Origin of the sequence: Prevotella sp. Sow4_E9_plate (assembly GCF_052116205.1) — a bacterium.
GTDB lineage: Bacteria > Bacteroidota > Bacteroidia > Bacteroidales > Bacteroidaceae > Prevotella.
Genome location: NZ_JBQKLN010000010.1, coordinates 35,373 through 60,736 on the forward strand (window position 1 = coordinate 35,373; position 25,364 = coordinate 60,736).

General features: G+C 47.4%; 19 protein-coding genes and 1 pseudogene. 11 read left to right on the forward strand and 9 right to left on the reverse strand.

Annotation, left to right across the window (positions count from 1 at the left end; translation table 11 throughout):
* Positions 1–185: 185 nt before the first annotated feature.
* Both pfkA and ACTQ53_RS05790 read right to left on the reverse strand, forming a co-directional pair.
* Positions 186–1,163 carry a 6-phosphofructokinase gene (pfkA, locus tag ACTQ53_RS05785; protein WP_294971656.1) on the reverse strand — a complete coding sequence of 326 codons (978 nt, stop codon included), beginning with the start codon at positions 1,161–1,163 and terminating at the stop codon, positions 186–188.
* Positions 1,164–1,297: 134 nt separating this feature from the next.
* On the reverse strand, positions 1,298–2,728 hold the full coding sequence (locus ACTQ53_RS05790; protein ID WP_441932402.1) for an SLC13 family permease: 1,431 nt from the start codon (positions 2,726–2,728) through the stop codon (positions 1,298–1,300).
* A 397-nt stretch (positions 2,729–3,125) separates the two neighbouring features.
* Between ACTQ53_RS05790 and rpsA the strand changes: the two genes are divergently transcribed.
* Positions 3,126–4,907: a 30S ribosomal protein S1 gene (gene rpsA, locus ACTQ53_RS05795; RefSeq protein WP_294971651.1), complete on the forward strand. Its 1,782-nt coding sequence runs from the start codon at positions 3,126–3,128 to the stop codon at positions 4,905–4,907.
* A gap of 473 nt (positions 4,908–5,380) precedes the next feature.
* On the opposite strand, the gene ACTQ53_RS05800 is transcribed toward rpsA, so the two are convergent.
* From ACTQ53_RS05800 to ACTQ53_RS05815, 4 genes are all read right to left on the reverse strand, one after another.
* Positions 5,381–5,782 (reverse strand): pilus assembly protein HicB, encoded by a 402-nt coding sequence (locus ACTQ53_RS05800; RefSeq protein ID WP_295348531.1) that lies wholly within the window; start codon positions 5,780–5,782, stop codon positions 5,381–5,383.
* Between the two features lie 98 nt (positions 5,783–5,880).
* A complete protein-coding gene (locus tag ACTQ53_RS05805; protein ID WP_295287901.1) occupies positions 5,881–6,066 on the reverse strand; it encodes a type II toxin-antitoxin system HicA family toxin in 186 nt (61 codons plus the stop codon).
* Between the two features lie 364 nt (positions 6,067–6,430).
* Positions 6,431–6,679: a DUF2442 domain-containing protein gene (locus ACTQ53_RS05810; RefSeq protein WP_217760964.1), complete on the reverse strand. Its 249-nt coding sequence runs from the start codon at positions 6,677–6,679 to the stop codon at positions 6,431–6,433.
* Positions 6,680–6,713: 34 nt separating this feature from the next.
* Positions 6,714–6,974 carry a DUF4160 domain-containing protein gene (locus ACTQ53_RS05815; protein ID WP_441932403.1) on the reverse strand — a complete coding sequence of 87 codons (261 nt, stop codon included), beginning with the start codon at positions 6,972–6,974 and terminating at the stop codon, positions 6,714–6,716.
* A gap of 257 nt (positions 6,975–7,231) precedes the next feature.
* On the opposite strand from ACTQ53_RS05815, the gene ACTQ53_RS05820 reads away from it, so the two are divergent.
* The 4 genes from ACTQ53_RS05820 (at position 7,232) to ACTQ53_RS05835 (ending at position 11,641) form a co-directional block, all read left to right on the forward strand.
* Positions 7,232–7,726, forward strand: a complete 495-nt coding sequence (locus ACTQ53_RS05820; RefSeq protein ID WP_295348526.1) for a hypothetical protein — start codon at positions 7,232–7,234, stop codon at positions 7,724–7,726.
* A 12-nt stretch (positions 7,727–7,738) separates the two neighbouring features.
* Positions 7,739–8,848: a hypothetical protein gene (locus tag ACTQ53_RS05825; protein ID WP_295348524.1), complete on the forward strand. Its 1,110-nt coding sequence runs from the start codon at positions 7,739–7,741 to the stop codon at positions 8,846–8,848.
* Between the two features lie 137 nt (positions 8,849–8,985).
* A complete protein-coding gene (locus ACTQ53_RS05830; protein ID WP_441932404.1) occupies positions 8,986–11,232 on the forward strand; it encodes a bifunctional DNA primase/helicase in 2,247 nt (748 codons plus the stop codon).
* Positions 11,210–11,641, forward strand: coding sequence for a hypothetical protein (locus ACTQ53_RS05835; RefSeq protein WP_441932405.1), 432 nt, complete (start codon positions 11,210–11,212; stop codon positions 11,639–11,641). Before ACTQ53_RS05830 ends, ACTQ53_RS05835 begins: the two co-directional genes overlap by 23 nt.
* A 182-nt stretch (positions 11,642–11,823) precedes the next feature.
* On the opposite strand, the gene ACTQ53_RS05840 is transcribed toward ACTQ53_RS05835, so the two are convergent.
* Positions 11,824–12,057 (reverse strand): DUF2442 domain-containing protein, encoded by a 234-nt coding sequence (locus ACTQ53_RS05840; RefSeq protein ID WP_293631943.1) that lies wholly within the window; start codon positions 12,055–12,057, stop codon positions 11,824–11,826.
* 542 nt (positions 12,058–12,599) lie between these two features.
* Between ACTQ53_RS05840 and ACTQ53_RS05845 the strand changes: the two genes are divergently transcribed.
* Positions 12,600–16,013, forward strand: a complete 3,414-nt coding sequence (locus ACTQ53_RS05845) for a helicase-related protein (protein WP_441932406.1) — start codon at positions 12,600–12,602, stop codon at positions 16,011–16,013.
* An 11-nt stretch (positions 16,014–16,024) separates the two neighbouring features.
* The gene (locus tag ACTQ53_RS05850) at positions 16,025–19,276 is read left to right on the forward strand and encodes an Eco57I restriction-modification methylase domain-containing protein (protein ID WP_441932407.1); all 3,252 of its coding nucleotides are present in this window, start codon (positions 16,025–16,027) and stop codon (positions 19,274–19,276) included.
* Between the two features lie 68 nt (positions 19,277–19,344).
* Here the strand turns inward: ACTQ53_RS05850 and ACTQ53_RS05855 are convergent, their stop codons facing one another.
* Together ACTQ53_RS05855 and ACTQ53_RS05860 are read right to left on the reverse strand one after the other, a co-directional pair.
* Positions 19,345–19,779 carry a retroviral-like aspartic protease family protein gene (locus ACTQ53_RS05855; RefSeq protein ID WP_441932408.1) on the reverse strand — a complete coding sequence of 145 codons (435 nt, stop codon included), beginning with the start codon at positions 19,777–19,779 and terminating at the stop codon, positions 19,345–19,347.
* A gap of 21 nt (positions 19,780–19,800) precedes the next feature.
* The gene (locus ACTQ53_RS05860; RefSeq protein ID WP_006846789.1) at positions 19,801–19,938 is read right to left on the reverse strand and encodes a hypothetical protein; all 138 of its coding nucleotides are present in this window, start codon (positions 19,936–19,938) and stop codon (positions 19,801–19,803) included.
* 178 nt (positions 19,939–20,116) lie between these two features.
* On the opposite strand from ACTQ53_RS05860, the gene ACTQ53_RS05865 reads away from it, so the two are divergent.
* From ACTQ53_RS05865 to ACTQ53_RS05880, 4 genes and pseudogenes are all read left to right on the forward strand, one after another.
* Positions 20,117–20,548, forward strand: a complete 432-nt coding sequence (locus ACTQ53_RS05865; protein ID WP_441932409.1) for a hypothetical protein — start codon at positions 20,117–20,119, stop codon at positions 20,546–20,548.
* A gap of 131 nt (positions 20,549–20,679) precedes the next feature.
* Positions 20,680–20,985 carry a hypothetical protein gene (locus ACTQ53_RS05870; RefSeq protein ID WP_295348502.1) on the forward strand — a complete coding sequence of 102 codons (306 nt, stop codon included), beginning with the start codon at positions 20,680–20,682 and terminating at the stop codon, positions 20,983–20,985.
* A gap of 81 nt (positions 20,986–21,066) precedes the next feature.
* Positions 21,067–21,294: pseudogene (locus ACTQ53_RS05875) on the forward strand (RagB/SusD family nutrient uptake outer membrane protein); the annotation flags it as partial.
* Positions 21,295–21,339: 45 nt separating this feature from the next.
* A complete protein-coding gene (locus ACTQ53_RS05880) occupies positions 21,340–25,218 on the forward strand; it encodes a TIM-barrel domain-containing protein (RefSeq protein ID WP_441932410.1) in 3,879 nt (1,292 codons plus the stop codon).
* Positions 25,219–25,364: the final 146 nt, after the last annotated feature.

Consider the following 25,364-nt stretch of genomic DNA (forward strand, 5'->3'; position numbering starts at 1 on the left):
CTCCGCTCTCTCAATTCCCGGCGGCAAAAGTAACAATAATTTATGAAAACCGCAAATCTTTTTATGGTTTTATACGGTTTTTATACCTTATTAAACCACATTTGTACCGTTTAAGACAATTTTCAAATTAGGAATCCTTCTTTCGGATACCCAACCGCCTTTTCGCGATACTCAACCCGTCTCTTTTAGATACTCAACTCGTCGAGAACCTTGATGAGCTTGCGGTCGAACGGCTTGTCTGAACGGATGGCCTCTGAAAGCGGTACGTATACCACCTCGTTGTTGCGCACGCCTATCATCACGTTGCGCTGACCCTGCATGATTGCCTCGATGGCACCGCAACCGGTACGGCTGGCAAGGATGCGGTCACGGGCTGATGGACGGCCGCCACGCTGCAGGTGACCCAGGATAGATACACGTACGTCGAACTCAGGGAACTCCTTGCGTACACGGTCTGCATAATAGAGCGCACCACACTTAGGACTCTCTGACACGATGACGATACAGCTCTTCTTTGACTTGCGGATACCACGCTCCATGAACTGTGCCAACTGGTCTACGTCGGTAGAGTCCTCTGGGATGATGGCAGCCTCTGCACCGCTGGCGATGGCTGAGTTCTGAGCCAGGAAGCCGGCATCTCGTCCCATCACTTCGATGAAGAAGATACGCTCGTGGCTCTGTGCCGTATCACGGATACGGTCCACGCACTCTACGATGGTGTTCATGGTTGTATCATATCCGATGGTATTGTCAGTGCCGTAGAGGTCGTTGTCGATGGTACCAGGCAATCCGATACAGCAGATATCAAACTCACTTGCGAAATTCATCGCTCCGGTAAGCGAACCGTTACCTCCGATGACAACGAGCGCATCTATTTCCTCTTTCTGGATATTCTCAAAAGCCTTCTGGCGTCCTTCCTCGGTCATGAACTCCTTGGAACGGGCTGTCTTCAGTATCGTACCTCCGGTACCGATGATACCGCTCACGTTCTCTGTAGTGAATGGTACGATTTCATCATTGATGAGACCGTCATAGCCACGGTAAATACCCTTCACGTTGAATCCGTTGTAGATGGCCGCACGGGTCACAGCACGGATTGCTGCGTTCATACCTGGAGCATCACCTCCAGAAGTCAAAATTCCTATAGTCTTAATCTTTGCCATAACTATATTACCTTATTATATATATATGATAAATTTATTAATAGTTTATTTTTTCTGTTTTTCTCTTAGATCCAATTGTCCTTTTCATCTTCGGGATGCGTGTTTCCATCCCCTTTTTCTTCTTCAGATATGGTTTAAATCATCAGGTACATGGTTCCGCCCATCAGGGTATGGGAGAGCCAGAGGATAGCGAGTCCTGCCACGCCACCCACGAGAGCCTTCCAGCCGATGTTGCGGAAGAACCAGCCCATGTGCATGTGTTCCATCTTCATCAGGGCAAGGCCGCTGATGGTTCCGATGCCCAATACGTTGCCGCCTGCCATCACGCAGTAGGCTACTACCTGCCAGTAGAGTCCGTTGGTGCTGTAGTTTGAATCCAGGACCATGGATGGGTCGCCCAGTCCCACAACGTCGTGCAGTGAGAAGAAGTTCATGGCGGTGGCAAAGTTGTCGAGCACGGTACTCAGTACGCCTGCAGCAATGCCGTGCAGCCATACGTTAGGGCGCTCCTCTCCCCAGCCCAGCAGGTTCATCAGGTCGTCGAAGGCGCCTGATTCCTTCACTACGCCAACAGCCATTATTATTCCCATCACGAAGAGAATCATCTGTATCACGCCATATTGCAGCACTCTAGGGGTGCGACGTTCCACCATCGCATCCATGTTCATGAGCTTGCGGTTGAAGATTTCGTTCACAATCCACAGGATGCTGAGCACGCACAATGCGCCCAGGAACGGACTGAGCTTGGTGATGTTATGGAATGTAGGGATAAACCAGAGTCCGCCGATACCCACGAAGAGCATCAGCTGTCTCTGCCATGCGTTGAGTCTTGTATCATCGCCTCTATAAGGCATCACGATCCATTCGCTGTCTACCCTCTCCGGCAGCATGCGCATCATCATCGCCGTCGGGATGAGCCAGGCAGCGAGACAAGGGAGAAGCAGGGAGAAAGAGAAGACGGTGGCTGTGACGGCTCCGGAATTCCAGAGCACCAGTCCTTCAGGATTACCTATCACGGTGAGTGCTCCGCCACAGTTGGCAGCCAGGAGGATGGCACTGCCATAGATCATTCTCTGACGGCGGCTAGGTATGATGGCGTGCATCATAGTAAGCATCATCACGGTAGTGGTCAGGTTATCGAGGTTGATTGAAATCAGGAAAGTAACGATGGCGAGCGTCCATAGCATCTTCTTGCTGCTGCGGGTGCGCAACAGCTGTCTTACGAAGTCGAAGCAGCCATTGTTGCTGAGAATCTCCACGATGGTCATCGTAGCCAGCAGGAACAGCACGATTTCAGCTGCCCTGCCCACCCAAGGGAGGAAGATGTTGCGGGAGATGTAGTACTTGACAGTAGTGCTGGTGGAATCGGCATCTCCGAGATGGAGGAACCGGGAATAGTCAGCCAGATGCTCGCTGGTAACGAAGTCCATACCAAAGCACACAAATAGCACCCATCCCACCGTTCCGGCAAAGATAGCCACGGCAGCACGGTTCACCTTGGTCACGTTCTCAGTTGCAATGAGCACGTAGGCAAGCACTAATATGGTAAGGATGACCAGCGTCATATTCTCTACTGTTAAATCATTATTTTCATAATTACTAATTCAATGGCAAAGGTAACAAATTATTTGATATCACAAGCATTTCGAGTTTTTTTTTTAATGTATTTAACGCAAATTTCATGCAAATGAAACAAAAAGCCGACTGTGTGCGCACAAAATGAAAGTAATCATTAATAGATGTATACATTATTTATTGTTAACGGTTCCATAAGGAAAAAAGCTGGCGAAAGGCATCCGGCAGAGAGGGAAAGAGAGCCTTTTTAGTTAAATATCATTAACAGAAGAAAGAAAAGTGGAGATAAACGCTTGTAAATCAAAGAAAATGAGTAATTTTGCAGCCGTTTTTATATAATTCACATAAAGTCAAACTTTATTAAATTTAAATTTTTAATTAATTTTTATGTCAAATTTCAAGAACGTACAGCCACTCGACGACTTCAATTGGGAAGAGTTTGAGCAGGGTACAAACGCAGGCGTCAGCAAAGAGGACCTCGAGAAGGCCTATGACGAAACATTGAACAAGGTAACTGAGCACCAGGTAGTAGAGGGTACAGTAATCTCTGTTGATAAGAAAGAGGTTATCGTAAACATCGGCTACAAGAGCGACGGTATCATCCCAGCTTCTGAGTTCCGTTACAACCCAGACCTCAAGGTAGGCGACAAGGTAGAGGTTTACGTAGAGAACCAGGAGGACGTAAAGGGTCAGTTGGTACTCTCTCACAAGAAGGCTCGCCTCAGCAAGTCTTGGGAGCGTGTTAACGCTGCTCTCGAGAACGAGGAGATCATCCAGGGTTACATCAAGTGCCGCACTAAGGGCGGTATGATCGTTGACGTCTTCGGTATCGAGGCTTTCTTGCCAGGAAGCCAGATCGACGTTCATCCTATACGCGACTACGACGTATTCGTAGGCAAGACAATGGAGTTCAAGGTTGTAAAGATCAACCAGGAGTTCCGCAACGTTGTTGTTTCTCACAAGGCGCTCATCGAGCAGGAGTTGGAGCAGCAGCGTAAAGAGATCATCGGCAAGCTCGAAAAGGGTCAGATCCTCGAAGGTACCGTTAAGAACATCACTACTTACGGTGTATTCGTTGACCTTGGTGGCGTAGACGGTTTGATCCACATCACAGACCTCTCTTGGGGCCGCGTAAGCGATCCACACGAGGTTGTTTCTCTCGACCAGAAGATCAATGTTGTTATCCTCGACTTCGATGAGGAGAAGAAGCGTATCGCTCTCGGTTTGAAGCAGCTCACTCCACATCCATGGGATGCTCTTGATCCAAACCTCAAGGTTGGTGATCACGTGAAGGGTAAGGTAGTGGTTATGGCTGACTACGGTGCATTCGTTGAGATTGCTCCAGGTGTAGAGGGCTTGATCCACGTTTCTGAGATGTCTTGGAGCCAGCACCTCCGTTCTGCTAACGACTTCATGAAGGTTGGCGACGATGTAGAGGCTGTTATCCTGACTCTCGACCGTGCTGAGCGCAAGATGAGCCTTGGTATCAAGCAGCTCAAGGAAGACCCATGGGAAACTATCGATACTAAGTTCCCTGTAGGCAGCAAGCACGTTGCTAAGGTTCGCAACTTCACTAACTTCGGTATCTTCGTAGAGCTCGAGGAAGGTGTTGATGGTTTGATCCACATCTCTGACCTCTCTTGGACAAAGAAGATCAAGCACCCATCAGAGTTCACAGCAGTTGGTGCAACTCTCGATGTAGTAGTTCTCGAAATCGATAAGGAGAACCGTCGCTTGAGCCTTGGTCACAAGCAGTTGGAGAAGAACCCATGGGATGAGTATGAGACAATCTACACTCCAGGTTCTGTTCACACTGGTAAGATTATCGATATGATGGATAAGGGTGCTGTAGTTGCTCTCAACGAGGGTGGCGAAGGCTTCGCTACTCCAAAGCACCTCACAAAGGCTGACGGCTCAATGGCTAAGAAGGGCGAGGAGCTCGACTTCAAGGTAATCGAGTTCGTTAAGGAGACAAAGCGCATCATCCTCTCTCACTCTCGTACATTCGAGGAGGGTAAGGACGAGCCTGTATCTAAGCCAGCACGCAAGCACAGCAACGGTGGCCGCAAGAGCGATGCTCCTACAATCAACAACGTAGCAGCTAGCACATCACTCGGTGACATCGATGCACTTGCTAAGCTCAAGGCTCAGATGGAAGGCAAGGCATAATTAAGTCTGAGACATAATAAAGGAAAAAATAAGGGTTTGTTTATTGTTAGCATTCCCTGTAGTTTAAAAAGTCATCTTATCCCGGCTCTTCGTGAGAAGTGCCGGGATTTTTTTGTCAAAGGCGATTACGCACGGAAAAATCATCGGAACATCCTTGCTGTTTTTTAAAGTCACGCAAATTTCGCAGATAACGCAGATTTTACCCGTCCCGGCGGATTTGAAATCCGCCGTAAAAAAAAATTCGACCTATGAAAACGGGGGATTTGTAATCCCCCAATAACAAATGAGCCAGAACCGATTACCGGGGATTGCAAATCCCCTGAACACAAAAGGCACAAAGAGGTTAGGACAATTTTAACGACGGATTGCAAATCCGTCGAAACGCCTAACGGGAAAAAGCCCCCGATGCGTCACGCACGGAGGGCTCATAGTTCTTTCACTTTAAATTTTTAATCTATGAAGTACAACCGGTGTTAGAACACGGCTGCTTGTAAATCATTCTTGATATTGCTCAAACAAGCATTGAGCTTATTGTAAGTTTTCTCTCCTGCTTTTTTAACTCCACTGGTGTATTGCCGCATAAGCGATGGGTTGATACCTGCACGGCGAGCTACGTCAGTAGCATTGAGGAAGGAGAACTCCTTGAAGAAGGCTTGTATATCATACTTGTAGGTAAACTCCATATCCTGGTTAATATCCTTGTCTTCGGGAGAAGCCTGTCGGCATTCCTCCAAGGCTCGCATGAAGTCTGCCTTTGCCTCCTCTGCAGTTGCCCCATCTCCGTCTATCACTGCATACTTGCCTATCGGATCGTCATTGTAGCAAGAGTAACCGCCATTGCCATATTCCAAAATTAGTACAACTTTCTTAGTCATATTTTTATGTCATAATATAATTAATAATAAAAGAGTTCCTCACACATTAAAAAAACATGAGACAATACAATTGTAAGGTTAAGGGCAGGTGCCCGGACTTATCGTCCGAGCAAAGCCTTTTTAATGCGTCTTAGCAACCCTGGTCTAACCTCATGGCTACCGTGTCTCGGCACTCTGATTTTCGCCCCAGTCTTGGGACTAAACCATTCGTCATGCTCGGCACCATGTAGAGTGATAAAGCATCCCGCCTTAGTCAACTCATTGTACAATTGATTATACTTCATTGTATTTAATTAAGTGAAAGAACTCTTTGTCATTTCGACACTGCAAAGGTAGCAAAAAAGCTACAAACCACGAAATGTTTAGGTAGCTTTTTCGCTATATTAACTAAACTTTAACATTTGGCTACGAAAAAGCCCCCGATGCGTCACGCACCAGGGGCTCAGAAATCTTTTAATTATGTTTCCTATCATTATATGAAAACTGTCGTATTTCAAATTACGGCAGTCTGTAATTCTTTAGCTATTTTATGAAGGCATTCCAAAATCTGCTACTTGCGCTTCTGGCTAGGAGCTTTTGCCCTTACATGGCGTATGGGGACAACGCAGTGAACTTTCACTGAATACCCCTTACCTCCAACAAGCTGTTTTAGCAGCAAACGCCAGCATACAGCTTATCTATCGGGAATATCAAATCCCAATTCTTTCCCCAAACGATATTGCCGAACTCTATCTTGAACTTCTTGAATTTATTTTCATTCAAGTATGAGTTATACTGCGGATGAGGATGCTTCCGGATAAAAGCACCCACATCTATTGTCTTAACGGTACCATCACTAAAGTGCAATTCAACCTTTAATGGCGCCACATATTTTGCAGAAACAATACTTAAGTTCATATTTTCTTTGTTATTTTTGTTGAACGTATTCTTTTTAAATAAAGAAGTTGACCCATTTGTCCACAATATTCTTATAATACTTCTTCACAAAGGCCTCTGCGGTAGCAGCATCCTCTTCAATCAATGGTGGTATTTTATTAGAATTTCTTCTATGTATTTCAACAAGTTCACCATTTTCTAATATGATTTCGAATATAGCTTCATGTCCGTCCTTCATCACATGAACGTGTATAGGTTCATGCTCATTCGAATAGAACAGGAAGATAAATCCGAAGTATTCAAATATCTTTGGCATAGCAACCTCCTTATTTTAACCTATCTCGCCAGCAAAGATAGGCTTTTATTTTGAAAGTGCAAAGAAAATGGGTGAAAAATTTTCTAGAAATTCCAACCAAATATCCCCTTTTCGGGATAACCAGCCATCCTTCAAAATTATTTTTTCCACTTACGGCCCTAGGGGAGGAAGTGGAAAGAATCATTGCCGGTTCAGCTATTTTTTGTTACTTTGCAGTAGATTAAAAGAATAAAAAAAAGAACAACTGACAACAGAATATGACTAAAAAGATATTCTATAATTTTGATGCTCAAAAAGCAGAAAAATCACCAGCTTATATGATAGACTGGAAGGCTGAAAGAGCTCAGACGGATAGAATCATACAGTTTCTACTGAGGATTCTGAAACTGAACAATATCTGTAAAGGGGCTATCACAAAGAGGGCAGGAATGGGAAATGGGCAGATAGGAAGAATCCTGAAATGCAATACTGATAAAGTGCTTCATCAGAACATGGCTAAACGTTTGGCTATCACCATTATCACTCTCATACCAGACTTGAACAAGCATGAAGCATTACTGCATATGACCAAGAAGAAAACCTGTCCTTATGCAGTATGCAGAATAGATGATACCGACCAGCAGGAACAGCTGAGAGCGGAGTTTATCGCAGCATTCGGGAGCTTCGGACTGTATCTGGTGGAAGAACTGAAGGATATAGACGAAGCGACGAAAGTCTGTAATGATTTTTATCAATCTTATACAAATTTATAAACAAATTGAATTATGATGACAACAGAAACAAATGACAATTCCGGAGGCACGGGATACAGTGCCGGGAACGACTTCACCATCAAGCCGCTCACTACTACAGTTGACATCAAACTAGTTCGCAGATTGATGGCAACATGGCATACGAATGGACTTACGGATTCCAATATCCGCAAGATCCTGCTGCTCTACTTCGGGGAACCGGCGTGGATGAATCTCGACAAAGTATACGACCGAAACATGTTCGGTCAGATAGCTAAGGGAATGAACTTCCATAGCCGTCACAGCTTTATCGAGGCTATACTGAAAAGTACGGGATTCGGCTTCATCTGGAAGAACAAAAGGTGCTATCATACCGAGCAGAATCTTATGGCTTTCTACTCTCCTATCTGGCATGTGGCGAAGGAAAATGAGGTGGAAAACGAGCAGATTTCGGACGAAAATTCGAACGAAAACATGCAAAACGGCGTCGGCTATTATAATTATAATAATATATATATTAAGAAAAATATTAAAAAGAATAATAGCAATAATGTTAGCCGAAGCCGTTTTGCACAAAATGGAAATCCGGGTAATCAATTTTCACCCGAACAGAAGGCCCGCATCGAAGCCGCAGCCAAGTCGCTCATCAAATACATCGCTACCGACCAGGATGCCTACACCAACATCGTGGAAACCATCAACGAAACTACGTTGAAGCTGATGCCGGAGCTATACATCGACAAGAAGGCGGCATGCCCCGCAACCATGGCTACCCGTCAGTTCTTCAACGCCTACCTCTACCCTTACCTCCTGGAGCACAGCGAAAGAATGATGAAGATTCCTACGCTGCTGGGACAGAGCTGCTGGATCAAGAATCTCATCCAAAAAGATTTCATGCAGAAGAAGATTTCTGCTGCCGTCAGCGACATCCGGCTCTACCTGATGCAGCACGCTGCCGAGATGATTCGACAGAACCGACCTATCTCCGCCTACGAATACCAGGACAAGGCTACGGAACAGAGATTCTACGACGTCAGGAACAAAGACGGAACCATCAAGCAGATCCGAATACCGAATGAGGCACCGCCAAGACCTTCGGATTCCGCAGCATGGAACAAGTTTGCCAAGAAGTGGAACCAGTAGCCTAGGACATAGATAAGGCACGGATTGCACGGATTTATGACGCTAATGTAAGTAAAGCGACCATAATCACAGCAAAAAAATCCGTATAATCCGTGCCTAAAAACAACAATCATTAAACGCAAATTCAATATCAACCTATGAAACAAGAAGATTTTCACAATGAGAAGCCACGATATTACGCTACCGACTTCCCCGAAATCAAGGAAAAGATTCCTGATGAAAAAAGAAAGCTCTATCTCGAGTACGAACAGCAGCACAACGGAATCGCCCAAAATGCTTCCGATGACATCGACGCCACAAACGAGAACTCCGGCTATCCCGAAGAGCAACCCGTAACCCTGAAAAACCTGCAGGCCATCACCACCGACGCCATCAAAGAAATCACCAAGGGCGGACTCGACGTCCAGGTTACCTGCCCCAAATGCAGCAGCCGCAGATGCTTCGTGAAGAGAAGCAACGGATACTTCCACTGCTGGAGATGCAACTGCAGCGGCATGCTCGAGGAGATGAAAGCCCTCAACCACCAGGAATCCTCACGCATCGACGGAGCCTACTACGCCAGAGCCATCAAGCAGAAAGCCAACCAGCAGAAGGACAAGAACTACGTGCCCATGGTATCCAGCGACTACAAGGAAATCAACGAGGAGGTGCGCTCCTGGCTCTACCCCATCTACCCCCTGGAAAGCGACGAGGAACGCCAGCAGTTCCTGGAGCATTTCCACTCGCCCCAGCTCGCCATCACCTGTCCCAAGGCACGCCCACTGCTCCAGCCCAAGGAAATTGAAGTCCTGCAGAACCAGGTGAAGAGCTACATCCTGGCGATGAAACTGGACCCCGAAACGGTGAAGAAAGCGGGAGTGATGTGCGCCTACATGCACAAGAAAGCCGACGACGAGAAGAGCGAAGACCCTCACGGCATCACCCTCGTCCCCGCCATCGCCTACTGCAACTATCTGGACGGCAAGATCATCAACGTGAAATTTCGCTCCGTCGTCCTCAACCCCATCACCGGAGAATGGTCCAAGGACTTCGCACAGGAGTCGCCCACCAAGCCCTGCGCCCCCTACGGCATCGACAGCATCAACCCCATCCGTCCCGATGCCGAACCCGTCAGCCAGCTCATCATCACCGAGGGCGAGAAGGACCGACTAACGCTGATGAGCTGCGGATTCCCCTACGTGCTGAGCATCGCCAACGGCGCCCAGACCAACATCGACGAGAGCCACGAGGCCTTCGAGGAATGGATAGCCCAGGTGGAGGAAATCATCATCTGCGGAGATACCGACCGACCCGGCAGAGGCATGGTGAAGGCGCTGCTCAACGCCTATACCGCACGCGCCAAGGTGGTGCATCTCTCCGGCAACCGCAAGGACATCAGCGACGTTTATGCCGCCTTCGGAGCCAACGAGGTGAGGCGAATCATACAGGAGGCGGAAGACGTGGCGGCACAGGACATCTACGACCTGCACCAGCACGAACCCGATATCCTGGAGGTGATGATGGGCAACTACGACAAGGGATATGACGTGGGCATGGGCATGCTCACCGACCGCATCTTCCACCCTACCTCCGACGGCGGACTCATCATCCTGACGGGCATCCCGAACTCCGGAAAGACTGATTTTCTGAACTGCATGATGGCACATCTGATGTTCCAGCGCCAGAAGCGCGTGGCGTTCTTCTCCTTCGAAAAACCTGTCAAGGCGAAGCACGTCAGGGAGATAGCGAGGGTGGCACTGGGAGTGGAAGACACCGCCAGCATGGACCAGACTATGGAGGAGAGAGATGCCAGGGAGGTGAACAGCAAGGTTATCAGCTACCTGACGCAGCACATGGTGGATTTCGACACGAAGACGCGCCTGCCCGACAGCGACTACATCATAGCGATGGCTGAGCGCGACATGCGCAAGCACGGCCTCGACTTCCTGGTGATAGACCCCTACGTATTCATCGACATGACGGAGGGCGGCAGCCGAGCCACGGAGACGGAGAAGGTGAGGCTGATGCTGACGAAGCTGCAGGCATGGAGCCGTGCCCGACGGGTATGGACGATAGTGGTGGCTCACCCGAGAATCCAGTACAAGGACGGTCATGAGTCGTTTCCTCCGCTCGACATCTATTCCATTGCGGGCAGTGCCCAGTGGGCTAACCTCGCCGATTTCCTGTTCACGGTAAGGCGCATGAACAAGCCGGAAGAGGGCAAGTCGTATACCATCGTAGAAATGCTGAAGGTGAGAGATCAGGAGTTCTGCCAGCCGGGCAAGGTATTGTATGTTCGCCAGCCGTGCGGCAGGTATGACGAGCGCGATTCGGAGGAAGACTGCATCGCCGAGCGCCTTCAGCGCAAGATACTGCCGAAGGATGTGGAGCCGTGGGCGGTATAGGAATATCATCAAATTTCTTGGAATTATGACGAACGAAGAATATCGCAATCTGAAACTGCAGGCCCACCAGCAGCTGGTGGAAGATTATCACTGGCTGATGAGTCAGAGTCCTGCTCAATATACCTGGCGCTGTCCTCAGCGCTGGCTGATAGAACTGGTGTATAATGCCAATCAGGACCGTCCGGTGGATGAATGGCAGCGAGACATCCCGCTCACCCGCCTGTACCGTGACTTCTTCACCCATATCGGCACGAAGCCCCCGAACCATCCCTCCACTCAGCTGAGCAAGCTTCGCAACATGGAGCGCCGCCGCGACATCCAGCCCGACTGCATCACGCACTACTACATGCAGTTCATCGGCAAGCAGCTCAACTGCCACATCATCGAGAAGCTCCTTCATCGGAAGTAGGGTTCTTTTGCCCCTCAAAAGCATCTCCCTACCAATTGAAACAAGCCTCTTTTGGAGTTGGTTTAAGCCTGAAATAAACGTTACGTAAGGCTTAAACCAACCTCAAAAGAGGCTTGTTTCAGATTCGATAACACAGGCTAATTTCTTGAATATTAAAAGTTCTCACCTGCGAAAGAAATCCTTTAAGCAATAACCCCATTATCATAGAGATATTCCGGAGCAATATCAGCTCCATTATACCAGAAGATAGTTTGGTCGAGTCCAAATTGAACAAACTTTTTCTTGTCCTTCAATTCAGCAAATGCCGGATATTTCAAAAGAGGCTGCAAATCAACCTTCTTCGTCACCCCGTCATTAAAGGTACAAAGAAGAGTATAATCTCCTAAATAATCTACATCTTTAACTGTTAGTATCATAATCTTCAATTTATTAATGGTCAAAAGCATAAATATAAATCAATATACCTTGTATTACATATACTGCACCCATATATTTCCCTTTAAAAAACGTATATACGCTTGCAAAGTTACGCTTTTATTTGGAAATCGCAAAGAAAAATGAGATTATTTTTTTGTCAATCCAAGATTTTGTTGTACCTTTGTGCCCAAGTATGGTGAGGCGAATGCCAAACCTGCTCTATTTTCGTGGGTTAACGATTAGATTCGTATCGATTCGACTGGAAGTTCAATTCAGAATAGCTCCTACCAAAGCAAAATTCAAACTACGAACGTACAGTATGAGACGGTGCGCCATGATATGGCGTACCCTCATCTCTTGTATTTCGTAGTTGGGCCATCTGTGGTAGGAGCAGCCTTGAATTGGAATACAACGAGATGACGGGTACGCTCTTTTTATTTCCCCTAGAAAAAGACATTTTGAGAATTTACAGATTTCAGTAACAAGATTTAAAGCTCCTACCAATTATGCAAACAAATCTAAAGATTGAAACTGCTAGAGATTGTTGTACCCTATAAACAGCAATCACATGGCTCGTATCTATGACAACCTGGAAACCAAGTTCACCGATGGGCTCCAGGGCATTATTTCCAACGTGGGTGTAAAGCGCGTTGATTTCTGCGTGGGTTACTTCAACCTGCGTGGCTGGAACCTTATTGTCAATGAAGTTGACCAGCTATCCGGTGATTTCGTATATGAACAGAACGACCGCATATTCCGCACCTGCCGACTCCTCATCGGTATGCACCGACCAGATGAAGACCTCGTGCGAAGTCTCTATTCCGGCAAGAAACAACTGCCCGATGCTGAGTATGTGCAGAAATGCAGAATAGCCATAGCCCGGGACTTCAAGAAGCAGCTCCTGCTGGGACTCCCATCGAAAAACGATGAATGGACGCTCCGCCGCCTCTCGGCACAGATGAAAGAAGAGAAAGTATGCGTCAAACTCTATCTCCGAGAACCACTCCATGCCAAGCTATATCTAGCACATCGACCAGACGATAACTTCAACCCCATCCAGGCCATCATGGGAAGCAGCAACCTCACTTATTCTGGATTAACCCGACAGGGAGAGCTGAATGCAGAATTTGCTGATAGCGACAGCGCTGAAAAACTGTCAGAATGGTTTGATGCAAGATGGAACGACAAGTTCTGCATCGACATCACCAAAGAACTGATTGATGCCATCGACAACAGTTGGGCAGGCGAAGAAGATATCCCACCTTATTTTATTTATCTCAAGACGGTGTATCATCTCAGTCAGGAGGCACGTTCGGGCATCAAGGAGTTTACGCTTCCTCCCGAATTCCGCAACACCCTTTTCGATTTCCAGCAGAATGCGGTGAAGATTGCAGCCAAGCATCTTAACAACGACAAGCGAAACGGAGCCATGATAGGCGATGTGGTGGGTTTGGGAAAGACCATCACCGCCTGCGCCATCGCCAAAATCTATGAGATGACCTACGCCAGCAGCACCCTCATCATCTGTCCAGCCAACCTGCAGGACATGTGGGCGAAATACAAGCAGAAATACGATCTCAAGGCAGACATCGTCTCGATGCAGAAACCCATTGATGTGGAGAATACCTGGAACTACCGACTGATTATCGTAGATGAAAGCCACAACCTGCGCAACAGCAGCGGAAAGCGATATCACAACATCCAGGAATTGATTCATAAACTGGATTGTAAAACCCTGCTACTTACCGCTACTCCATATAACAAGGATTTCTCCGACCTGGCCAACCAGCTAAAGCTATTCCTGAGCGATGACCAGGACCTTGGCATCCGCCCGGAAGCTTACATCCAAAGTCTGGGAGGCGAGCGAGAGTTTCAGCGCAAGCATAGCGACATCCACATCCGCAGCATCAAATCGTTTGAACAAAGCGACAAGACTGATGACTGGAGCGAACTGATGAAGCTCTTCCTGGTTCGCCGCACCCGCACCTTCATTAAGGATAACTTTGCCTTAACGGACGAAAGCAATGGCCGGAAATACCTGCAGTTCCCGGATGGAAGCAAGTCGTACTTCCCCGACCGCATACCGAAAGCCCTGAAGTTCAAGACACAACAGGGCGACCAGTATAGCCGCCTCTATTCAGAAAAAATGGTAGCGATGATGGAAGAACTGCTGCTGCCACGCTATGGGCTTACCAAATATCTGAATGAGGCCAAGGCAGAAGAAGCATCCCGAGCCGAGAAACAACTCATCGAAAATCTCTCGAAAGCAGGTCAGCGCATTATGGGATTTTGCAAGAGCACCTTCTTCAAGCGAATGGACAGCAGCGGTTTCGCCTTCCTGCTCACCCTGAAACGCCACATCCTGCGCAACGCCATCTTCCTCTATGCCATCGACAACAAACTCAATCTGCCCATCGGCGACGAGAACTCCCTACCCGATGATTTCGTGGAAGATGAAGATGCCAACGGAATGTTTGATACGGATGATGATAACCAGGACAGCGATGACCTCATCATCCCTACCGACATGAAATACTACGAGCAGAAAGCCAAAAAGCACTATGAACTGCTGATGCAGAAGAATAATGTAAACTGGCTTAACAGCAAGTACTTCAAGCGAACACTCAAGCAGAATCTCAAGAAAGATTGCCAATGCATCATCAAGATGATTCTGCTCTGCGGACAATGGAAAACGAAGGAAGACCAGAAACTCAACGAACTGTACAAGCTCGTAACAGAGACCTATCCGAAAGACAAGATAGTGATCTTCACCCAGTACTCCGACACCGCGAAGTATCTCTGCCACCAACTCCGCAAGAAGAATGTAGAACGGATAGACATCGCTACGGGCGACAGCAAGAACACCACCAGCATCGTGGAGCATTTCTCACCAGTGAGCAACGAGAAGAGCTATCCTGCCGACCAGCAGAGCCGAATCCTCATCGCCACCGATGTACTGAGCGAAGGTCAGAACCTGCAGGATGCGCACATCATCATCAACTACGACCTGCCATGGGCGATTATCCGACTCATTCAGAGAGCTGGACGTGTGGACCGTATCGGACAGCAGAGCGACCACATAGACTGCTATTCCTTCTTCCCTGCCGATGGTGTGGAACAGGTTATCAACCTGCGTAAGCGCCTGAACGACCGCATCAACGAGGCTGCTAACGTAGTGGGAAGCGACGAGGTGTTCTTCGAGGGCAACGAGCAGAACCTGCGAGATATGTATAATGAAAAGAGTGGCTCGCTCGACGATGTGGACGACAACGATGTGGACCTGGCTTCACAGGCATACCAGATATGGAAGAATGCCACCGATGCCAAACCCGAACTGAAACGCATCATCCCACACCTGAGCAACATGATCAATGCCACCAAGGCTACTACCGACAGGCTGAACGATGGCGTTATCACCTACGCCCAGACCCGAAGCGGATTCGATGTGCTTTCCTGGTACAACAGCAAGGGCGAAATCGTGAGCCAGTCGCAGAAACGCATTCTCCAGGCCATGGAATGCGATGCCGCCGAGCCTAATGTGGAACCAGCCGACCAGCATTACGACCTGGTGAAGAAAGCCATAGACAACATCGGCGACGAGAACACGCATGTAGGCGGCATTCTGGGCAGCAGATTCAGTACCCGCTACAAGATCATCCAGCGACTAGAGCGATATTACGAAAAGCCTGTAGATCTCTTCTTCTCCGACGAGAACAAGGAAGAGCTGAAATATGCCATCAACGACATCTACAACTATCCACTCCAGGAAACCGCCAAGTTTAATCTGGGAAGAATGATGCGACAGAACAACGTGAGCAACGACGACCTGGTGGAGTATGTGCTCGACATGCGCAAAAATAACCAACTCTGCATCATCGACGAAGATACCAACTCCAACAAAGAGCCGAAAATCATCTGTTCGATGGGTTTGAGATGGAGTGAATCACATTCATAATAATGCAAGACATGACAAGAAAAGAATTCAATCAATATATACAGGAAGCCAGTTTCCAGGAACTGTTCGTCACAGAAATGGGATGGAACAACCCCAAGGGCATGACCGATATCCTAGTGTCCCACATAGACGATACAGACTACGAGATGGAGGCCATTGCCGAGCGCAATGGTTTCCAGATACTTACCTGCCTGGTAGAGAAGATACCGACAGCTTCAACCTGCAAGAAGATAGACATCAAACTGCGCCAGCAAGCCCACGACTACATCTGCATCTACATAGAGCAGCAGGGCTTCCACCACCAGTGGGTTGCCCCGGTAAACAAAGTGGAAAAGCGCGACATCGTAACCATCGAGTATGCCAGCGTTGCCCAGGCAGAGTTTCTCTACACCAAGATTCCCGACCTGAGCTTCGATCTTAACGAAGACACCACCATCATGGATGTGAAGCAGCGCATCCAGGGAGCCTTCATGGTGAATTCAGAGAAGATAACCAAGGATTTCTACGCAGGATTCAAGAAAGAGCATACCCAGTTTGTGAAATATATCACAGGCATCAACGACGAGATAGCCGACGACAAGAAGAACAAGGAGAAGCAATGGTATGCATCCGTGATGCTCAACCGCCTTATGTTCTGTTATTTTATCCAGAAGAAAGGTTTCCTGGATATGAACGAGAACTATCTGCGCGACAAGCTCAGCATGGTGCAGCGAGAGCGTGGCGAGAACGAATTCTTCCAGTCATTCTACAAGGGTTTCCTGATACACCTCTTCCATGAAGGACTGAATGGGCACCAGCGCAACGAGGCATTTCTCAGCAAATATGGCCGCATACCGTATTTGAACGGAGGCATGTTTGATTTTCATGACATCGAAAAGATGTTCAAGGATATTGACATCGACGATGAGGCGTTCCTTCACCTCTTCGATTTCTTCGATAAATGGCGCTGGCATCTGGATACCCGCATCACGGCATCGGGAAAAGACATCAACCCCGACGTGCTGGGCTACATTTTTGAGCAATACATCAACGACCGTGCCCAGATGGGAGCCTACTACACCAAGGAAGACATTACGGAATACATAGGCAAGAACTGCATCCTGCCCTTCCTTTTCGACAACGTTAAGAAGACCAGCTCTGAAAAGGATTTCAAGGAAAAGGGATACATCTGGCAAACCCTGCAGCAGAGCGGCGACAAATACATCTATGATGCCGTTAAACACGGATATACAGCAGATTGGCTCTCGTTCATCCCGAGTGAGATAGCTGAAGGTGTGGATACCACCCGCCCTCAACTTCTGGAGCGCAGAAGCCATTGGAACGAGCGCACTCCGGAGCCATTCAATCTGCCTACGGAGATATGGCGAGAAACCATCGAGCGATTCCAGCGCTGCGATGATCTGCTGCAGAAGATTACTGCTGGCGAGATTCACGAAATCAACGATTTCATCACCTACAATCTCGATATCCGTCAGTTTACATACGATTTATTGTTACATACGGAAGACCATCTCTTGGTAGAGCATTTCTATCATGCAATGCAGCACGTCTCTATCCTAGACCCTACCTGCGGCAGTGGCGCCTTCCTGTTTGCAGCTATGAATATCCTGGAACCGTTGTATGAGATCTGCATCACCCGCATGGAGGAGTTCCACCAGAAGAACGAGAAGTTATTCGTTGCTGAACTTGAAGAGATTAGCAAGAAATATCGCAGTAACATTCAGTACTTTATCTATAAGAGTATCATTCTCCGTAACCTCTATGGCGTAGATATCATGGAAGAGGCTGTAGAGATTGCCAAGCTCCGCCTGTTCCTGAAAATGGTGGCGGTAGTGGAAGTAAATCCAAGACTCGATAATCTTGGTCTGGATCCGTTGCCGGATATCGACTTCAACATTCGTTGCGGCAACACTTTGGTGGGATATGCTACGGAAAAAGAATTGGATAATGACTTGAATTATGGCGACATATTTGCCAAGCAGGAATTCAAGGACAAGGTAGAATTGGAGATGGAGGTTGTGGCTCGTGCCTACGAACAGTTCAAGGACCTTCAGCTTACTTCGCAGGAGGAGGCAAGCGAGTTTAAGGAGTCCAAGATGCTGCTCAAGGCAAAGCTTTCAGAACTTAATGACTTGCTGAATCATAAGCTTTTTTCTTCAATGGTATCAGATGCCAGCATTTCGTATGAAGAATGGCTCTCCAGCCACCAGCCTTTCCATTGGCTGGCGGAATATTATCATATCATGCATAGCAATGGTGGCTTTGATGTTATCATTGGCAATCCGCCGTATGTAAAATATAAAAGAGAAAAATGTGCATATAGCATTAAAAACTATATAACGGAATCTTGTGGCAATCTATACGCTTTCTGCATGGAACGCTCTTATACTTTAAGTAAGACTGCTATAGTTGGAATGATTATTCCGTTATCTTCCATCTGTGCTAAGAATATGGATAAGTTAAGGAATATTGTATGCAAGTATGATTCATGGGTTAGCAGCTTTGAAATTCGCCCTTCCAAACTCTTTGAAGGAGTAGACCAAAGGGTTTCAATTTTAATAACAAATAATTTATGCAACAATCAAACGTTGTCTACTGCAATTATGAGATGGGACACAGAATGTCGCAAAATACTTTTCAAACAATTATACTACAGTTTGACAGTTACAGAGGAACGTATATGGAGATTTTCTAATATTAAAGAATTGTCTATCTATAAAAAATTCTGTACACATCACCCTATTGCAAAAGAAATATCAAATGAGGGGAATAACTATATTCATTATAGATCTGCAGGGCTTAGATATTGGATTATTTTTTTATTGAGTGAATTTGGTACAGATTCTCTCAGCAATAAGAAAATAAAGTTCGAAAATAAAGAGGTAAGTCAAGCTATTATGGCAGGATTAAATTCAAATCTATTTTGGTGGTACTATTCAACGAATTATGATATGTTTAATTTAACAGAAAGCAATATCACGGAATTTAGATTAAATTATATGAATGACCATAAAATTGAGGAATTGGCAGAAAAACTTGACATAGATTTATACAATAAAAGATCTAGACTTGTCACGAATAAGACCAATGGTGGTACCAATCTATCTTTTGCGTACAAAAAGAAGCTTTCCAAGCCAATCATCGACGAAATTGATAAGCTTCTGGCGAAGCATTACGGCTTTACAGAAGAAGAGCTCGACTTCATCATCAACTACGACATTAAGTATCGTATGGGCGATGAGCTGAACAAGGACGAGGAATAAGACGAAGACTCCCTGTTGCTGATGCTTGTCAAGTAGTATCTGCAACAGGGAGTCTTCGTTGTATCATTTTAAAACTCGATATGCTCACTAGAAGGATAACGAAAAGCAAACCAAGTTTGATCATCTTTGTTTGTAATAACAAAATCACCTAAAGTTATAATGTCCATACCTATGATAACATCATAATCCCCGATGTCACCAGACAATGCTTCAATACCTGTGAATTCCAAACATCCATCTACATAAATGTTTATTTTGTAAACAGATGAGTCCATGCATCCTCCGACACCCTCGATTTGTGTTTGTCGAACAGGTTTTAATCCCAAAGCATCAATTACGGCTGACGAAATAATCGTATTGGTAGCTCCAGTATCCCAAACAGTAGCTTCTACCTCACATCCTGACACCATAACACCTTTCTTCCTTTCAAAAAATGAAGTAATAACGCAATCTGTTTGGATTGCATTTACTCTACATGGATGCTTCTTACTAATCTTTTGCATATCTACAGAGATTATAAAAGTCTAGCAAGGGCGTACAGAAACTACCTTTGCTACATGTCCCTCAGGAATTCCCGGTACTACTATCGAATAGCTAACAGGATATTTCTTTTCAAACTCCTCAATAGGAAGAGTGAATATTTTTAATTTCTTTTCCTTCATAATTAACTCCTTTCTTGTTTACTTATATCTTATTTTAATATTTATTTTTGTGCAAAAATACACAGAAGTTTTCAAAAAAACAAATATTTTATAGAGAATCTACAAAAAAAATGTAGTTTCCTTTGATTTTCAGCGGATTATTCGTATTTTTGCATCGTTATAAATATAAATTCTTTATATGCCAGAGATACTATCACATATAGGAAACCTGGACTTGCTGGAACGCCCCAAGACAGCGTTTCTCTGTTCCAGCAAGACTACAAGCCGAGACATCCTAAAAAGTTTCGACTGGGCAACAAGTGTGCCTAAAGATTCCTGCATCATCAGCGGATTCCAGACAAAACTGGAAAAGGATGTTCTGCAACTTCTCCTGAAGCGCCACATCCCCGTCATCATCGTGCTGGCTAGAAGAATGTATAAAGAACTGCCTGTCGAAATTCTATCTGCTATCGATGGCAATGAAGCCCTCATTCTCTCCCTCTCCCATCTACCCCGCAACTCCAAGCAAAGCGCTTTGACCAGGAACAAATACATTATCAGCATCGCCGACAACGTAGTATTTGGAGCTTTAGATCCTTCCAGTTCGCTCGCCAGCCTAGCAACAGAATAGCTTCTTAAAACAATTCCTCTAAGGTATGTTATTGAGAGATTTATGAATGTCTATCAGGCAGTTTTCCCACTTTTTATTTGGTCGTTTCAGGAAAAAAGCGTAATTTTGCAGTGAAACTAAATGAATATCGTATGAAACAGGTAGAAGAACGATACATCAGCTTGCTAGAAGCCGAAATTGCCAAGTTTACTCCTCAGGAGATTCGGGAGTATGAAGCTAGTAAGAAGGCATATAGGGATATCAAGAATTCCATAGATACGGCGAAGCAAGAAGGTAAGCAAGAAGGACTTGCGGAGGGTATGGAATTAGGCATGGAAAAAGGCAAGAATGAAAGAAGCCTGGAAATAGCCAAGACTATGCTGGCAGATGGTGTTGACATCAATCTAATCATGAAGTATTCCGGTCTAACCCAGGAACAAATCGATAAATTGAAATAGAATATAAATTGAATATCGTATGAAACAGGTAGAAGAACGATACATCAGCTTGCTGACCGATTTCGGCTTCAAGCGCATTTTGACAAGGAGCGCCAGCTGGAACTTGCCTACCAGGCAGAGCGCAGCTATGACGTGTTCCGCAACGGTCACTCGCTGACACGCGACTACCCAGGTCCTCACAACCAGCACGAGGAGGTGAAGGCATCTGACTATCGCGTAACATACTATATCCCTCAGAATGCCATCAACGCATATCCAGGCACTCTTACCCAGAACCCTACCGACAACAGCGGTGTGATTCTGAAGTAACCCACTGAAGGGATAACAGAAAACATCTGTTTCAAATAAAACGAAATGAATAACATCTATAGAAAAATGTACGTTGGCAATGCATTGGCAGTGGCTGTAAGCCTGCCTATGGTTGCCAACGCTACTAACGAAACTCCGTCTGCTTCGACAGCCATCACAGCACAGGCTGCGCAGGCAGACGGCGTGCAGATTCTAAGAATCAACCCAACAACCGTAGAACTCTGCTTCGCCAACCACCGCAGAGTGGCAGTTGACTTCTACGGCGAGAACATCTTCAGAATCTTTGAAGACCACAACGGTGGCGTGATGAGAGACCCGGAGGCAAAGCCTGAGGCTCACATCCTGGTGGACAACCCACGCACCAAGGTGGGCAGCCTGCAGATTACTGAGCAGGGCGATGAAATCACCCTCGCCAGCAGCAAGGCAAAGGTTATATTCAACAAGACCACCGGACTGTTCAGGATTGTAAACGCCGAGAACGGCAAGACCGTGGCTACCCAGAGCGCACCATCCACCTTCACTCCAGAGAAGGTGACGCTCACCCTCCAGGAACAGCCAGACGAATACTACTTCGGCGGTGGCGTGCAGAACGGACGCTTCTCTCACAAGGGAGAAAAGATTGAAATCGTGAACACCAACAACTGGGTGGATGGCGGCGTGGCTTCACCTGCCCCATTCTACTGGTCTACAGCCGGCTATGGCTTCATGTGGTACACCTTCAAGCCGGGACTCTACGACTTCGGTTCCACCCAGAAGGGCAGCGTGAAGCTATCCCACGAATCGAAGAACCTCGACGTATTCTTCATGGTGGGCGAAAAGCCTACCGACCTGCTGGGCGAATACTATCAGCTGACGGGCAACCCGGTGCTGCTGCCTAAGTTCGGTTTCTACGAGGGACACCTCAATGCCTACAACCGTGACTACTGGAAAGAGGCAGACAAGGGTCGCACCATGACCTTCGAGGACGGCAAGAGCTACAAGGAGAGTGCCAGCGACAAGACGGGCATCAAGGAGTCGCTCAATGGCGAGAAGAACAACTATCAGTTCTCTGCCCGAGCTGCCATCGACCGCTACGTGAGCCACGACATGCCTTTGGGATGGTTCCTGCCTAACGATGGATACGGAGCCGGTTATGGCCAGGAATCAACCCTCGACGGCAACATCGAGAACCTGAAGCAGTTTGGCGACTATGCCCGCAAGCACGGCGTGGAGATTGGTCTCTGGACCCAGTCAGACCTTCACCCTAAGGACAGCATCGAGGCACTGTTGCAGCGCGACATCGTGAAAGAGGTGGGCACCGCAGGAGTGAGAGTGCTCAAGACCGACGTGGCATGGGTGGGCGACGGCTACTCCTTCGGACTCAACGGCGTGAGCGACGTGGCGCAGATCTTGCCTTACTATGGTAACAACGCACGCCCATTCATCATCTCTCTCGATGGATGGGCAGGCACACAGCGATATGCATCCATCTGGTCGGGCGACCAGACGGGTGGCGACTGGGAATACATCCGTTTCCATATCCCTACCTTCATCGGCGCAGGTCTTTCCGGTCTCTCCAACATCACCTCCGACCTGGACGGTATCTTTGGCGGAAAGAACCCAATCATGAACATGCGTGAGTTTGAATGGAAGACCTTCACTGCGATGGGACTCAACATGGACGGCTGGGGCTCCAATGCCAAGTATCCGTTTATCCTCGGCGAACCATCAGCATCCGTCAACAGAACTTACCTCAAGCTGAAGTCAGAACTGATGCCATACATCTACACCGCAGCCCAGGAGGCTGTGACCGGCAAACCGTTGATGAGAGCGATGTTCCTCGACGACACGAACCCTTACACCCTGGGCAAGGCTACGGAATATCAGTTTATGTGCGGTCCTTACTTCCTCGTGGCTCCTATCTACAAGGAGACCAGGATGGACAAGCAGGGCAACGACATCCGTAACGGCATCTATCTGCCAGAGGGAGAATGGGTGGATTACTTCAACGGAAAGGTATACCAGGGCGGGAGAATCATCAACGAGTTTGATGCGCCTTACTGGAAAATGCCTGTGTTCGTGAAGAGAGGGGCTATCATTCCGATGGTGAACCCTAACAACAACGTTTCGCAGATAGACAACACCAACCGCATCTTCGAGCTTTATCCATACGGAGAGTCTGACTACAGTCTCTATGATGATGATGGCAAGACCGAGCTCTACCGCATCGGTGAGCACGCCACAACCCACATCCACTCCTCATTGGTTAAAGACCGCCTCACCGTCAATATCGACAAGACCGAGGGCAACTTTGCCGGACAGGAGAAGAACCAGTCTACAGAGATTCGCATCAACGTGAGCCAGGCTCCCAAGAAGCTGGTTGCCAAGATGGGTGGAAAGACTGTGAAACTGACAGAGGTGAGCACGATGGAGGCTCTCCGCTCCACAGAGAACACCTGGTTCTACGACAAGGCTCCACAGTTCAACCGCTTTGCCACCAAAGGCAGCGACTTCGAGAAAGTGGACATCACAAAGAACCCGATGGTATGCATCCATCTGGCAAAAACCGACGTGACTGCCAATGCCATCGAGCTTCGCATGGACGGCTACCAGTTCGACAACAGCGATGCCCTGCTCAAATCAGCCGGTGCACTGAACGCCCCTCAAGCTAGCCTGAAGGACGCAGAGGGCGCCAACAAGGCATTCACCATCACTGCAGCATGGGACAAGCAGGCAAACGCAGACTATTATGAAGTGAAGATTGACGGTATGCTCCACTCCACCATCCGCAGCACTGAATTCACCATCGAGAATCTGAAACCAGAAACCGAGTATGACATACAGGTGAGAGCGGTGAACAAGGACGGAGCATCAGAGTGGACCACCCTGAAGGGACGCACCATCAAGGACCCTCTCGATGAGGCTATCCGTGACATCACAGCCACCAACTCCACCCCAGACTGGGAAGGATTGGAGGTTGCCAAGATGTTCGACTTCAACGAGAAGAACTACTGGCACACCGACTACTACAAGAAGGAAGGCGTATTGCCATTCGACATGACGATGAACCTGCATGGCATCGCCAAGCTCGACAAGATTCAGTATCTGCCAAGCTCAGAGCGTGACAGTCACGGACAGATTTACAAGGGACGCATCGCAACAAGTTTCGATGGCAGCAACTGGACTGAGAACGGCACCTTCGAGTGGAGCAAGGATGGGGGTGTAAAGGAATACAAGTTCAAGGGTAAGCCAGAGGCACAGTATGTAAAGATGACCGTTGAGGAGACCAAAGGCGGACAGGCGTCAGGTACTGAGTTGTATGTATTCAAGACCCCAGGCAGCAAGATGAAGAAGCCGGGCGACATCAACAACGATAACCGCATCGATGAGAACGACTTCACTTCCTATCTCAACTATTGCGGTCTGCGCAAGGGCGACAAGGACTTCGAGGGCTATGTAAGCAATGGCGACATCAACCGCAACGGCTTGATTGATGCCTACGACATCTCGGTGGTTGCCACCCAGTTGAAGAGCGGTGTAAGCAGCAAGCAGGTAGCTCCTGTTGCAGGCTGCATTTCGCTCGTAGCCGACAAGAAGGCATACCAGGCAGGCGACGTCATCACCCTCACCGTGAAGGGCAAGGATCTCGTATCGCTCAATGCCCTGAGCTTTGCCTTGCCATACAATGCCACCGACTTCGAGTTCATCGGCATCGACGTCAAGGATATGGGCAAGATGGAGAACATCTCCAAGGACCGCCTCCACTCTGACGGCAGCAAGCTGATCTACCCTACCTTCGTCAACATCGGTGAACAGCCTGCGGTAGAAGGCACCCACGACCTCTTCACCATCAAGTTGAAGACCAGGAAGGCATGCAAGCCATCATTCAAGTTCAGCAACCTGATGATGGTAGATAAGTTCTTGCGAGTAAAGAGCGAGAAATAAAAAAGTATAGTATATCATAAAGAAAAACCGTCTGTGGACATCCGATTTGCCCACAGGCGGTTTTCTTTTTCAAAACAACCCCGATGACAACCCTTGTTGCAACCCTCTACCTATTGCAAAAACTGGAAAAATGTTGTATCTTTGCA

Bases quoted from the DNA above. Each gene is read 5' to 3' on its own strand.
- ACTQ53_RS05850 (WP_441932407.1), top strand. From the start codon at position 16,025: ATGACAAGAAAAGAATTCAATCAATATATACAGGAAGCCAGTTTCCAG.
- ACTQ53_RS05880 (WP_441932410.1), top strand. From the start codon at position 21,340: ATGAATAACATCTATAGAAAAATGTACGTTGGCAATGCATTGGCAGTG.
- ACTQ53_RS05830 (WP_441932404.1), top strand. From the start codon at position 8,986: ATGAAACAAGAAGATTTTCACAATGAGAAGCCACGATATTACGCTACC.
- ACTQ53_RS05800 (WP_295348531.1), bottom strand. From the start codon at position 5,782: ATGACTAAGAAAGTTGTACTAATTTTGGAATATGGCAATGGCGGTTAC.
- rpsA (WP_294971651.1), top strand. From the start codon at position 3,126: ATGTCAAATTTCAAGAACGTACAGCCACTCGACGACTTCAATTGGGAA.
- pfkA (WP_294971656.1), bottom strand. From the start codon at position 1,163: ATGGCAAAGATTAAGACTATAGGAATTTTGACTTCTGGAGGTGATGCT.
- ACTQ53_RS05805 (WP_295287901.1), bottom strand. From the start codon at position 6,066: ATGAAGTATAATCAATTGTACAATGAGTTGACTAAGGCGGGATGCTTT.
- ACTQ53_RS05865 (WP_441932409.1), top strand. From the start codon at position 20,117: ATGCCAGAGATACTATCACATATAGGAAACCTGGACTTGCTGGAACGC.
- ACTQ53_RS05840 (WP_293631943.1), bottom strand. From the start codon at position 12,057: ATGATACTAACAGTTAAAGATGTAGATTATTTAGGAGATTATACTCTT.
- ACTQ53_RS05825 (WP_295348524.1), top strand. From the start codon at position 7,739: ATGATGACAACAGAAACAAATGACAATTCCGGAGGCACGGGATACAGT.
- ACTQ53_RS05855 (WP_441932408.1), bottom strand. From the start codon at position 19,779: ATGCAAAAGATTAGTAAGAAGCATCCATGTAGAGTAAATGCAATCCAA.
- ACTQ53_RS05820 (WP_295348526.1), top strand. From the start codon at position 7,232: ATGACTAAAAAGATATTCTATAATTTTGATGCTCAAAAAGCAGAAAAA.
- ACTQ53_RS05815 (WP_441932403.1), bottom strand. From the start codon at position 6,974: ATGCCAAAGATATTTGAATACTTCGGATTTATCTTCCTGTTCTATTCG.
- ACTQ53_RS05790 (WP_441932402.1), bottom strand. From the start codon at position 2,728: ATGACGCTGGTCATCCTTACCATATTAGTGCTTGCCTACGTGCTCATT.
- ACTQ53_RS05860 (WP_006846789.1), bottom strand. From the start codon at position 19,938: ATGAAGGAAAAGAAATTAAAAATATTCACTCTTCCTATTGAGGAGTTT.
- ACTQ53_RS05870 (WP_295348502.1), top strand. From the start codon at position 20,680: ATGAAACAGGTAGAAGAACGATACATCAGCTTGCTAGAAGCCGAAATT.
- ACTQ53_RS05810 (WP_217760964.1), bottom strand. From the start codon at position 6,679: ATGAACTTAAGTATTGTTTCTGCAAAATATGTGGCGCCATTAAAGGTT.
- ACTQ53_RS05835 (WP_441932405.1), top strand. From the start codon at position 11,210: ATGTGGAGCCGTGGGCGGTATAGGAATATCATCAAATTTCTTGGAATT.